This window comes from Paenibacillus sp. J31R30 (genome assembly GCF_059692115.1).
Genome location: NZ_JCAUAV010000001.1, coordinates 1019422 through 1031983 on the forward strand (window position 1 = coordinate 1019422; position 12562 = coordinate 1031983).

The 12562-nt window shown below is 46.6% G+C and carries 10 protein-coding genes; all 10 read left to right on the plus strand.

The features are described from left to right. The first annotated feature begins 85 nt into the window (after window positions 1-85). The 10 genes from AC58QO_RS03685 to ftsA all read left to right on the plus strand — a co-directional run bounded on the left by AC58QO_RS03685 (window position 86) and on the right by ftsA (window position 12546). On the plus strand, window positions 86-1576 hold the full coding sequence (locus AC58QO_RS03685) for a UDP-N-acetylmuramoyl-L-alanyl-D-glutamate--2,6-diaminopimelate ligase (RefSeq protein WP_497263941.1): 1491 nt from the start codon (window positions 86-88) through the stop codon (window positions 1574-1576). Next, window positions 1573-2958 carry a UDP-N-acetylmuramoyl-tripeptide--D-alanyl-D-alanine ligase gene (locus AC58QO_RS03690; RefSeq protein WP_497263942.1) on the plus strand — a complete coding sequence of 462 codons (1386 nt, stop codon included), beginning with the start codon at window positions 1573-1575 and terminating at the stop codon, window positions 2956-2958. The genes AC58QO_RS03685 and AC58QO_RS03690 overlap by 4 nt, the downstream gene beginning before the upstream one ends. Window positions 2959-3091: 133 nt before the next feature. Then, on the plus strand, window positions 3092-4027 hold the full coding sequence (mraY, locus tag AC58QO_RS03695; protein WP_497264383.1) for a phospho-N-acetylmuramoyl-pentapeptide-transferase: 936 nt from the start codon (window positions 3092-3094) through the stop codon (window positions 4025-4027). Between the two features lie 3 nt (window positions 4028-4030). Then, entirely contained in the window at window positions 4031-5425 is a 1395-nt protein-coding gene (gene murD, locus AC58QO_RS03700; protein ID WP_497263943.1) for a UDP-N-acetylmuramoyl-L-alanine--D-glutamate ligase, read from the plus strand. Between the two features lie 99 nt (window positions 5426-5524). Further along, window positions 5525-6622: a stage V sporulation protein E gene (gene spoVE / locus AC58QO_RS03705; RefSeq protein WP_497263944.1), complete on the plus strand. Its 1098-nt coding sequence runs from the start codon at window positions 5525-5527 to the stop codon at window positions 6620-6622. A gap of 7 nt (window positions 6623-6629) precedes the next feature. Continuing rightward, window positions 6630-7700 (plus strand): undecaprenyldiphospho-muramoylpentapeptide beta-N-acetylglucosaminyltransferase, encoded by a 1071-nt coding sequence (murG, locus tag AC58QO_RS03710; protein WP_497263945.1) that lies wholly within the window; start codon window positions 6630-6632, stop codon window positions 7698-7700. A 204-nt stretch (window positions 7701-7904) separates the two neighbouring features. Further along, entirely contained in the window at window positions 7905-8810 is a 906-nt protein-coding gene (gene murB, locus AC58QO_RS03715; RefSeq protein ID WP_497263946.1) for a UDP-N-acetylmuramate dehydrogenase, read from the plus strand. Between the two features lie 15 nt (window positions 8811-8825). Then, the gene (gene murA, locus AC58QO_RS03720) at window positions 8826-10094 is read left to right on the plus strand and encodes a UDP-N-acetylglucosamine 1-carboxyvinyltransferase (protein WP_497263947.1); all 1269 of its coding nucleotides are present in this window, start codon (window positions 8826-8828) and stop codon (window positions 10092-10094) included. Window positions 10095-10187: 93 nt separating this feature from the next. Continuing rightward, entirely contained in the window at window positions 10188-11003 is an 816-nt protein-coding gene (locus AC58QO_RS03725) for a cell division protein FtsQ/DivIB (protein ID WP_497263948.1), read from the plus strand. Between the two features lie 298 nt (window positions 11004-11301). Next, complete coding sequence (ftsA, locus tag AC58QO_RS03730; RefSeq protein WP_497263949.1) at window positions 11302-12546, plus strand: cell division protein FtsA; 1245 nt, start codon at window positions 11302-11304, stop codon at window positions 12544-12546. Window positions 12547-12562: the final 16 nt, after the last annotated feature.

Consider the following 12562-nt stretch of genomic DNA (forward strand, 5'->3'; position numbering starts at 1 on the left):
ATTTACGAATAAGACATGTTTAGCTTTTCTACTCGCATAAAATTGTCCATAATAGATAGGGAAATCAAGGAAGAGAGGGTTGCTTATGAAACTGCATGAGCTTGCTTCTGCACTGCTCATTACCCATATACATGGCGATAAAGACACGGAGATCACGGGAATTGAGGCAGACTCTCGTAAAATAAAACAAGGTGATTTGTTTTTCTGTATCCCTGGCTTGACAGTAGATGGTCACAACTACGCCCCCAAAGCGATTGCGCTCGGGGCTTCTGCGCTTGTAACAGAACGAGTGCTTGACCTGCCTATCCCGCAGATTGTAGTGAAAGATGCCAGATATGCGATGGCGGCTCTTTCTGCTCATTTCTTTGGTTATCCAAGCAAAGAGATGAAGGTTATCGGGATTACAGGGACAAATGGTAAAACGACTTCCAAATACTTGTTGGAAAAAATTATCGCGGATCACGGCTATGTGACAGGATTAATGGGCAATATCCATATCAAAATTCGAGATGAATATATAGAAAATAAAGCGACGAATACGCAGGAGGCACTGGAGCTTCAACGTATTTTAAGAAAAATGGCAGACGCAGGTACTGATTACTGTATTATGGAGGTCTCTTCTCATGGTCTAGACATGGGTAGAGTGAAGGGGATTCAATTCCGTTCGGGTATTTTCACGAATTTGACACAGGACCATTTGGATTATCATAAAACGATGGAAGCTTATGCAGCTGCAAAAGGATTGTTGTTCTCCCGTCTAGGGAACGGCTTCTCCGCGGATTCGGATGCTCGCCAATATGCGATTCTAAACGCCGATGATGAGGCTTCTCAGACCTTTCAGAGGTTGACAGCAGCGCAAGTTATTACTTTCGGTATTGAGAATGAGTGTGATGTGCGGGCTTCAGACATCCGGATGACATCTAAAGGTACGGAATTTCAGCTGCACTCTTTTGCTGGAGAAGCTTTCTTTCGCATGCAATTGGTAGGTAAATTCAATGTATACAATGCGTTGGGTGCTATTGCCGCAGGCTTAGCAGAAGGGTTTTCTTTGGAAGCGATTCGAAGCAGCCTAGAGGCAATCTCCGTTGTAGAAGGCAGAATGGAAGTTGTGAACGAAGGGCAAGATTATTTGGTTTTGGTTGACTATGCGCATACACCAGATGGATTAGAGAATGCCCTCTCCACGGTAAGCGAATTTGCCGAAGGAAAGATCATTACCGTATTTGGCTGTGGCGGGGATCGGGACAAAACGAAGCGTCCTCTCATGGGAAAAGTGGCTGCGCACTATAGCGATTTTCTATATGTGACCTCTGATAATCCGCGCACGGAAGATCCGGATGCGATTCTGGCAGATATTGAGCCGGGGCTCAAAGAAGTTAATTACCCGGAAAATCAGTACATTTTGTTGGCAGATCGTAAAAAAGCGATACAAAAGGCTATTGAAGGGGCAGGCCCTAAAGATGTAATATTGATAGCGGGAAAAGGCCACGAAACGTATCAGGATATCATGGGTGTAAAGCATGATTTCGATGATCGTTTGGTGGCTAGGGCTGCGATTAGGGGGAGAATACAGTGATTCAGCGTACATTAGGTCATATAGCAACGATGCTCCATAGCGAGGTATCAGGTGTTCATGGCGATATTTCGATTAAAGGGGTTTCTACGGATACACGATCGATTCAGGCTGGTAGTCTGTTTATCCCGCTTATCGGTGAAAATTTCGATGGTCACCAGTATGTGGAAGATGCGTATCAGAAAGGGGCTGTGGCCGTTCTCTGGCAAGAGGATCACGGCGCGGTGCCTAACGGCATTCCTTACATCCTAGTCGATGATACGCTCACGGCGCTTCAGCGCTTGGCCAAGGCCTACCGCAAAGAGCTTCCTGTACGCATCATTGGCATTACAGGAAGTAATGGGAAGACAACTACCAAAGATTTGGTAGCGGCAGTGCTCGGGAGCACTTATGAGGTTCATAAAACAAAGGGAAACCTGAATAATCATATCGGATTACCGCAAACGTTATTGCTGCTTGAAGAAACAACACAATTTGCTGTTGTGGAAATGGGCATGAGCGGACGCGGCGAAATTGCCTTATTGTCCGAGATTGCTGAACCAGATGTCGCCATTATCACCATGATTGGTGAGTCGCATATGCTTCAGTTGGGTTCAAGGGAAGAGATTGCCCGGGCCAAAGCGGAGATTGTGACAGGGATGCCGAGCGAAAGCTTGATTATCTATAACGGGGATGAGCCGTTAATTGAACAAGCACTCAGCGAGCTGGAACTGCCGACAGGTCTCCAGCGCATTCGCTTCGGTCATGGCCAAGGAAATGACCGATACCCGACAGGCATCCGCATGGATGCTGACGGAGCTTACTTTGCCATCAATTCACCGGGATATCCGGAATTGTTCATACCGCTGCTCGGCACGCATAACGTCGTAAATGCTCTGGCGGCCATCTCCGTCGGCGAGACCTTCGGCGCCTCGCCAAGTGCCATTGCAGCGGGGCTTCGCGGGCTGCAGATGACAAGCATGCGCATCGAGAAGCTCACGGCAGCCTCTGGGCTGACCGTGCTTAACGATGCGTATAACGCCAGCCCCGCCTCGATGCGGGCGGCGATTGCCTTGACCGAGCAGCTGAGCGGCTTCGGTCGGAAGTTCCTCGTGCTCGGCGACATGCTGGAGCTTGGCGAGCACGAAGAGCAGTTCCATCGCGGCATTGGCGCGATGCTGTCTCCGGAACGTGTAGACTACGTCTTCACGTTCGGCCGCCTTGGCCGCTTCATCGCGGATGAAGCGGCTAAGAACTTCCCGGAGGCGCAGGTGCGCGCCTACGACGACAAGGCGCAGCTCGCGGAGGAGCTCGCTGCCTTAGCACGCGCCGAGGATCTCGTGCTCGTGAAGGGCTCGCGCGGCATGCGGCTTGAGCAGGTTGTACAAAGCTTATTAGCTTTATAGAAAGACCCTCAAATTGGCTGCGCCAATTTCGAGGCTTCCATAACGCTGTCCCTTAGAAGGACATCGTTATTTCAGGAAAGAGTGACGGAAATGAGCAGGGGGAACCAACGTGGAAAACGCAGTATTATTAACAATGGGTGTGGCATTTGTGCTTGCGCTAATCATGGGGCCGTTATGTATACCTATTTTACGACGGATGAAATTTGGGCAACAAATCCGTGAGGATGGTCCGCAGGGACATCTCAAAAAACAAGGCACACCAACGATGGGCGGCGTCATTATTTTACTCGCTCTATCTCTGGCTACGCTTCGTTTTGCGGATAAAAATACAGATTTACTCATTCTTTTACTAGCCTCATTAGGATATGGACTTGTTGGCTTCCTCGACGACTATATTAAAATTATTTTTAAGCGTTCTCTAGGACTTACAGCTAAGCAAAAACTTTTTGGTCAATTATTGATTTCTGCCATTGTCTGTTATTTACTAATTATGCAAGGTCATAGCACGGATATATATGTACCGTTCGTATCCTACCACATCAATGCAGGATGGTTGTATTTCCCGCTTATGGCAATCCTGATGTTGGGTGCTTCCAATGCGGTTAACTTTACAGACGGCTTGGACGGCTTGTTAGCGGGGACAAGTGCAATTGCTTTTGGTGCTTACACGATCATTGCGATGAATAATACACAGCCGGAAGCGGCGATTTTCTCAGCGGCTATGGTCGGCGCGGTGCTTGGATTTCTTGTGTTCAATGCGCACCCGGCCAAAGTTTTCATGGGAGACACAGGCTCACTGGGGATTGGCGGCGGACTTGTTGCCGTAGCTATTCTAACGAAAGCAGAATTGTTGCTTGCCATTATTGGCGGCGTATTCTTAATTGAAATCCTATCCGTTGTCATTCAAGTGGTTTCCTTCAAAACAAGAAAGAAACGTGTATTCAAAATGAGTCCGATTCATCATCACTTTGAATTGGTTGGTTGGTCCGAATGGCGAGTTGTCATTACGTTCTGGGTTGTAGGTCTCGTGCTTGCCGTGCTCGGATTATATATGAATGAGGTGTTGTAGAACATGAAGCATCCGCGGGATTATCGTGGACTTGAAGTGATCGTACTCGGCTTGGCTCGCAGCGGTGTCGCTGCAGCTAAGCTTTTTCATCAAAAAGGAGCTCTCGTCACTGTCAATGACAAAAAGGAACGAAGTGCGTGCCCTGAAGCCGACGAATTGGAGGCTCTGGGTATTTCTGTTGTATGCGGGTTTCATCCGGACTCCCTCGTTCATGAAGGGGTAGCGTTGGTAGTTAAGAATCCTGGAATTCCATACTCGGTAGAGCCAATTCGCAAAGCAGAGGAGCTGGGTATTGAAGTAGTGACAGAGGTTGAGGTGGCGTATCAATTTTGTGAAGCGCCAATCATCGGGATCACAGGCTCCAATGGGAAAACGACAACAACTACGCTAATCGGCTTGATGTTGGATGCGGCAGGCTTGAAGCCTGTGGTAGCTGGGAATATCGGTCGTGCGTTAACGGAAGCGGCACCCGAGGTGACGGCGGAGAATTGGATGGTTGTGGAATTAAGCTCTTTTCAATTAAAAGGAACGACGTCTTTCCGTCCAACAATTGGCTTGCTGTTGAATTTATACGAGACGCATTTGGATTATCATGGTTCCATGGAGGACTATATCGCTTCCAAGGCCAAACTATTCGATAATCAAACGGAATCAGATACGGCGATCTTGAATTGGGACGACGAAGTATGCCGACGTCTTATGCCAAGCTTGAAGGCGAAGCAGTTCCCTTTTTCGATGAAGGAAAAGCTGGTATTTGGCGTTTATTTGGATGCGGCAACGAACTATTTGGTCTATGCCAATGGTCAAGGAACGCTTCAAACGATTCTTCCTGCTACTGAAATGGGCATACCAGGCAGCTTTAATGTGGAGAACGCGTTAGCAGCTGCTGCAGCGGCTATTACAGCTGGTGTAAAGCTGACTACGATTGCTGATGTGTTGAGAAGCTTTCAAGGCGTAGAGCACCGTCTGGAGCTTGTGAGGAAGCTGGATGGCGTGACCTTTTATAACAACTCTAAAGCTACGAATGCCGCGGCTTGTATCAAGTCGATAGAAGTTTTCGATCAACCGGTTATCCTCATTGCCGGCGGCTTGGATCGTGGTTCGGATTATATGGAATTGCTGCCTATTTTCCGTGAGCGGATCAAAGGGGTAGTCACATTAGGGCAAACGAAAGAAAAAATCAAGCATATTGCCGAATTGGCAGGGATTAGCATGGTACAAACCGTCGATACTGCTAAGGATGCAGCGGACGCGGTTGAACAAGCCGTTCAGCTTGCCTGGCAAATGAGTGCGCAAGGAGACATTGTGCTACTATCACCTGCTTGCGCAAGTTGGGATATGTTTCCATCCTTTGAGGACAGGGGACGCATGTTTAGTGAGTCCGTGCATAACCTTTAAGTAGGGCTTATCCACGCTATAGGACTAGTAGTTTAACTGACAGGTGTCTGTTAACTAGTCAGCAGAAGGGGGCCCACAACTGACAAAGAGGTGTCTGTAATGGGTAAAGCACGCTCCGCTCCTGACATTTGGATTATTATTCCGACCTTGATGCTTTTGACAATCGGCGTTATTATGGTCTACAGCGCAAGTAGTGTACTTGCGTTTCGTGAGTTTGGTGATTCCTTTTATTATTTAAAAAGGCAACTCATTTTCGCTGTACTAGGAATTGTTGCCATGTTCTTCACAATGAATGTCGATTATTTGGTGTGGAAACGATTTGCTAAACTAGCGCTGTTTATTTGCTTTGGCATGCTGATTATTGTATTGATTCCTGGAATCGGGGTCATTCGCGGCGGTGCCAGAAGCTGGCTAGGTATTGGAGCATTCGGGATTCAACCTTCTGAGTTTATGAAAATCGGGATGATTCTCTTTCTTTCCAAAATGCTTTCTGAAAATCAATCCAAGATCACACTCCTGACCAAAGGACTGATGCCGCCATTAGGCATTATGGGATTGGCGTTCGGCTTTATTATGCTTCAGCCTGACTTGGGAACTGGGGTTGTTCTCGTGGGCGCTTCCCTATTGATCATTTATACGGCAGGTGCGAGATTGCTTCATCTCTCTTATCTAGGTATGATAGGGATTGCTGGTTTTATAGGGCTCGTTATCGCCGCACCCTATCGCCTTAAACGGATTACAGCCTTTCTAGACCCGTGGCAGGATCCGCTTGGCGCAGGCTATCAATCTATTCAATCTTTGTATGCGATCGGTCCTGGTGGTCTTGTGGGCCTTGGATTAGGGATGAGTAGACAAAAGTATAGTTACCTGCCTGAGCCGCAAACTGATTTTATTTTTTCCATCATCGCAGAAGAACTTGGTTTTATTGGTGGCACGTTGGTTCTGCTGCTCTTCACCATCTTAGTATGGCGGGGAATGCGCGCAGCTATCACAGCACCAGATACATTTGCCAGCTTAATTGCTGTAGGTATTATCGGCATGATCGCCGTGCAAGTCATTATTAATATTGGCGTCGTTATTGGGATGTTTCCAGTAACCGGCATTACGCTGCCATTCATAAGTGCAGGAGGGTCTTCATTGACGCTTATGTTGACATCTGTCGGCATCCTGCTTAATATATCCCGCTATTCGAGGTGACAGGGGAATGAAGACAATTGTTTTTACCGGAGGTGGCTCTGCAGGCCACGTGACCCCTAATTTAGCGCTGATGCATAAGCTTAAGCAGCTAGGTTGGGAGATTAAATACATAGGCTCGGCTACTGGTATTGAAAAAGATATTATTGATCGAGAAGGGGTTCCCTTTTATCCGATCTCATCAGGGAAATTGCGACGCTATTTTGATCTTAAAAATATAAAAGATCCCTTCAAAGTAATGAAAGGTGTTTATGAATCGTATCGGTTACTTAAACGTTTGAAGCCCGCCATTGTCTTTTCGAAAGGCGGGTTCGTTTCCGTTCCAGTCGTTCTCGGGAGTCGGATGAATAACATTCCAGTCATTATTCATGAATCGGATATGACGCCAGGATTGGCGAATAAAATTTCCATCCCATTTGCAACGAAGGTTTGTGTTACGTTTCCAGAATCCCTTTCGCATATTAAAGGCGGTAAGTCTGTTCTAACTGGTTTGCCGATCCGTGAACATATCAATAGCGGGAAAGCATCACGCGCCTTGCAGCTTTGTGATTTTCATTCGCAGAAGCCAGTGATTCTAGTCATGGGTGGAAGCTTGGGATCCCAAGTGCTTAATCAGGCAGTTCGTGCTAACCTTGGGCGTTTACTTCCACAATTTCAAATCGTGCACCTTTGCGGCAAAGGAAATGTATCAACTGAGCATCTCACTACCCGGGGGTACAAACAATTCGAATATTTGAATGAAGAACTCCCAGATGTCTTGGCGATGACGGAGCTCGTCATTTCCCGGGCAGGGGCAACCTCTATTTTTGAATTTTTGGGCTTGGAAAAGCCAATGCTGTTAATCCCGCTTTCCCGTCAAGCAAGCCGTGGGGACCAAATCCTAAACGCAGCATCCTTTCAGAAGGCTGGCTATGCCGATGTGATTCAAGAAGAGGATTTAACTGCCGATGGACTTGCTGAACATGTAGAAGCGCTATATGCGAACCGTGAGACGTATAAGGCAGCGATGCAATCACGGAATGAAAGCGACGCTGTTGCTGCCATCGTGAAATTGATTGAAGCGCATAGCAAATCGTTTTGATTTTGTTAAAGCATATAGGCGATTGTCACACTCTATCCGATTTTACATAAACTACACTATAACCGTGACAGACACCTAAGGCTTCATAAAAGAGCATGAACGAAGACCGGCCAACTTCGTCCAGCTCCATATGAATGAAATGTTGGAACTTCTTTTCTGTTAGTCCTTGCATTTCGCCCTACGTTCTGTGAAGGAGGTTTTCCCATGCAGAAGTTAATAGCCGACTTACAGGCATCAAATATTGGCGAGATAAGAACGAATGAACGACTAGCTCCCTACACCACTTGGAAAATCGGCGGTCCGGCTGATTGCTTGATTATTCCTCACTCCAAAGAGCAGGTTGCTGCTGCCATCAAGTTTCTCCATGAGCGTGGCGAACCTTGGACCATTATTGGCCGGGGCTCTAACTTGCTTATTCGAGATAAAGGAATTCGTGGCGTCGTTATTAAGCTAGGTCAGGCGCTAGATACCCTTCGCTTTGAGGGTGCGATGGTCTACGCTGGAGGCTCCTATTCGTTCATTAAATTGTCCGTACTCGCAGCCAGAGAAGGTTTAACCGGACTGGAGTTTGCTTCAGGGATCCCCGGTTCTGTGGGAGGCGCCGTCTACATGAATGCAGGGGCTCACGGGTCCGATGTGTCACGCATACTCAAGCAGGCTGAAGTCATCCTGGATACAGGGGAATTGGTCGTCATGCAGGCAGATGATTTAAAATATGCTTATCGACATTCTATTTTGCACACATTGCCTGGCATTGTAACAGAGGCTGTCTTTGAATTACAGGCTGGAGACCGCAACGAGATCGCAGGGGCTATGGCCGCATACCGAGATCGGCGACTCCGCACGCAACCGCTCCAATTAGCTTGCGCAGGAAGCGTATTCCGTAACCCCGAAGGGGGATTCGCAGCTAAGCTCATCGAAGAAGCAGGCCTGAAAGGCAAACGTGTCGGTGGAGCAGAAATCTCAATGCTTCACGCCAATTTCATTGTTAACACTGGAGAAGCTACAGCCGAGGACGTTCTCACTCTTATCAACGAAGTACAGCTGATCGTAGAGCAAACCTACGGAATCAAGCTAGTACCTGAGGTTCTGGTAATGGGTGAGAGGTAAATCGGAGGTGGAATTTTGGAGAAGCTCGTTATCGAAGGTGGAAGACCTCTTACGGGAGCCATCCAGATACACGGCGCGAAAAACGCCGCATTACCAATATTAGCTGCCTGCCTACTTGCTAGCGGCACGCATACGCTACACAATGTTCCTAATCTGCTCGATATCGACACCATGCTGAGCATTCTTCGTTCACTGGGTTGTCGTGCCGAGCAGCAAGGAGATACGGTATCCATCACAACATCCACAGTTCATTCCTCCCACATCCCCGAAGAATTGATGGGTCAGATGCGCTCTTCCATCTTTCTTATGGGTCCACTAATCGCTAGATTCGGCAGTGTCACCGTGTATCAACCAGGTGGCTGCGCGATCGGCGAACGTAAAATCGATTTGCACCTCAAAGGCTTACAGGCTCTTGGAGCCGATATTGAAGAATTCGCCAACAAAATTGTCTGTACCGCAGAGTCCTTGCAGGGGAACGAAATCTTCCTGGACTTTCCAAGTGTAGGGGCAACCGAGAATATTATGATGGCTGCCGTGAAAGCGGAGGGTATCACAACGATTTATAATGCTGCGCGTGAACCTGAGATACAGGATTTACAAAATTTCTTAAATGCAATGGGCGCCGACATTATAGGAGCTGGAACGGACACGATCACCATTCGTGGAGTAACAGTCCTTACTCCTTGCACGTATCGAATTATTCCCGACCGCATTGTGGCTGGCACATTCCTAGTCGCTGCTGCGGCGACCAGAGGGAATATTACGTTGGAAAGAGTGAACCCTGCTCATTTAACTTCGGTTATCCATGTGCTTAAGCGTGCAGGTGTTCAAATCATCGCAGACGGTGATATAATACATGTAAGCTGCAAGGCAAGACCTAAGGCAGTTGAACGTATCGTGACTTCGCCTCATCCATCTTTCCCGACGGATTTACAATCACAAGTCATGGTGCTTTTATCTCTAGCAGATGGACTTAGTGTGATGAAAGAAACGATATTTGAAGGTAGATTTAAGCACGTGGATGAACTGTCACGGATGGGTGCGGATATTCGTGTAGATCTGAATTCAGCCTTTATCCGTGGGGTACCTAGGTTATACGGGGCTACGGTTGAAGCAACTGATTTGCGGGCTGGTGCTGCTCTTGTTATCGCCGGTCTAGCTGCGCATGGCACAACGATCGTTGAACAAATTCATCACATTGATAGAGGCTATGATAGGATAGAACATATGCTAGTCAGACTTGGAGCCTCTGTACTTCGTCAAGCTCCGGTTCCAAGTGAGTAATAGCTTGCGTGGCAATCGCGTATCCCTTCCTGCGAGCAGGAGGGGATTCACGGTTTTCACTCTTACAGTAACTATAAATAGGTGGTGCCCCTCTTGTCCGAAGATAACAAAGTACCAACGCTGCCTGTACCTAAGCCGCGAACGCGTACGAATCGGAAGCTGCTCTCATTTTTGATCATTTTTTTCATAACCGTACTCATCATTTTGTTTTTCCAATCATCACTAAGTCGTATTAGCCGTGTAGAAGTAGAGGGAAATGTGTTATTAGCCCCGGATATAATTGGACAAGCTAGTCTAGTTACAGTTGGGGATCGCTTTTTTGCAGTGAGCTCCAAGACGATTGAGCAACGCATAGCTAAGGTTCCTATGATCAAAAGTGCCTCAGTCAAGAAGACATTTCCAGGTGTGATTCATATCCAGGTAGAAGAATTCCCTAAAGTGGCATTCCAAATTGCGCCTGACGGGAAGAAACAAGCGGTGCTCGCCGATGGCGGTGTGATTCAATTGCCGGCTGGAAGCGGTGTTCCTCTCGATATGCCGATTCTAACGGGGTGGGACGATAAGGATCCTAACAAAGCGGCACTATGCAAAGTGCTTGGCCAAATCCCACAAAGTGCGTTGTCTGATGTTTCTGAGATTAAACCGGATCCTTCCGAATCTTATCCTGACAAGATTAAAATCTACACGCGGTCCCAATTCGAGATCCACACAACGATTGCCTATTTGCCAGATAAGATTGATAATTTGCCTGGTTATATTGCTAGTTTAGTAGAGGACCACATTACGAATGGGGTTATCACGATGCTGGAAGCAGAATATCACACCCCATTTGCAACTAGTGGAGAAACCAAAGCAGCCGATTCCAAATCAGATCCCAAGAGTGCGCCAAAATCAACGCCAAAACCTTAAAAACGGTTAAGAGGCAGGGTTACAAACAAAAAAACACAGATGAGACTACTCAATCTCTGAAAATAATGTTAAAATTAGTTTTATGGTTAAATAGGCTCTATCTGCTTACTCTATTTTTTCTTGTATTACTAGACGAGAACGTTTGCATTTCACAACAATAAGATGAGAATTTGAAACTGGTTATTAAATGCAAAAAAAATGTAGAAAAAAGAGGGAATATGGCGGTTGTGTGGAATACGTATAAATGTATTTGTGAAGATTTTGCAATTTTACCTAAGTTACAGGAGGTGCCAGGGGCTTGAGCAACAATGATATCATTGTTAGTTTAGACATCGGTACATCCAAAGTTCGAGCTATTATTGGGGAAGTTGTTAACGGAACCATTAATATAATAGGAGTGGGATCTGCCGAGTCAGAGGGTATTCGTAAAGGCGCAATCGTTGACATTGATCAAACTGTGCATTCTATTCGCAGTGCCATTGATCATGCAGAACGAATGGTCGGTATACAAATTTCCGAGGTTTACGTTGGAATTTCTGGAAATCATATTTCTCTTCAATCGAGTCACGGTGTTGTTGCTGTATCTAATGAAGACCGGGAAATCGGAGAAGAAGATATTGATCGCGTCATTCAAGCGGCAAGAGTCATCGCATTACCTCCCGAACGTGAAATTGTTGGAGTTGTACCTAAGCAATATTTGGTTGATGGACAAGAAGGTATTAATGATCCACGCGGTATGATCGGTGTTCGTTTGGAAGTAGAAGCGACGATTATTACTGGAGCGAAGACGGGCATACATAATTTAATCCGTGTTGTGGAAAAATCCGAACTGAAGGTTTCTGGACTCATATTAATGTCCCTCGCATCTGGTAATTTGGCTCTTTCCAAAGATGAGAAGGCTGTAGGAACCGTGTTGGTTGATATTGGTGCTGGTGCAACAACAATTGCTGTGTTTGACGAAGGTAATTTAGTAGCGACCTCTACGATTCAAATCGGCGGAGAATTCGTCAGCAATGACATTTCTATTGGACTGCATACACAGCTGGAAATTGCGGAGAAAATTAAGCTGAAATACGGCTGTGCTTCTGTAGAAGATTCCGCACCTGATCAAGTGTTTAAAGTGACGAGAATGGGCTCGAATGTTGAAAAAGAGTTCTCTCAAGTTGATCTTGCGAATATCGTTGAGCCTCGTGTCGAAGAGATTTTCCAATTAATTCGAGCCGAAGTTCATCGTTTAGGATATGGTAATCTTGCAGGTGGCTATGTACTCACAGGCGGTACCGTTTGTATGCCAGGTATTCTGGCGATTGCACAATCCGAACTAGCCACATCCGTTCGTATAGCAGTGCCTGATTTCATCGGGGTACGTGATCCATCCTACACGAGTGGTGTTGGTATTATTCAATTCGTCTCCAAATACATGAAGAATCGTAATTCAGGTTTCGCCAAGAAACTGGCAACCAAGACTACCAAAAAATCCTCCGATAGTCAAAAGCCAGGTTGGGTTGAACGAGTTAAAAATTTCTTCAGTGAATTCATTTAGTGAACGTTAAGTTAGG

What these genes read in the sequence shown, in the direction of transcription:
- AC58QO_RS03685 (WP_497263941.1), top strand. Translation starts at nt 86, where the DNA reads ATGAAACTGCATGAGCTTGCTTCTGCACTGCTCATTACCCATATACAT.
- mraY (WP_497264383.1), top strand. Translation starts at nt 3,092, where the DNA reads ATGGGTGTGGCATTTGTGCTTGCGCTAATCATGGGGCCGTTATGTATA.
- murD (WP_497263943.1), top strand. Translation starts at nt 4,031, where the DNA reads ATGAAGCATCCGCGGGATTATCGTGGACTTGAAGTGATCGTACTCGGC.
- spoVE (WP_497263944.1), top strand. Translation starts at nt 5,525, where the DNA reads ATGGGTAAAGCACGCTCCGCTCCTGACATTTGGATTATTATTCCGACC.
- murG (WP_497263945.1), top strand. Translation starts at nt 6,630, where the DNA reads ATGAAGACAATTGTTTTTACCGGAGGTGGCTCTGCAGGCCACGTGACC.
- murB (WP_497263946.1), top strand. Translation starts at nt 7,905, where the DNA reads ATGCAGAAGTTAATAGCCGACTTACAGGCATCAAATATTGGCGAGATA.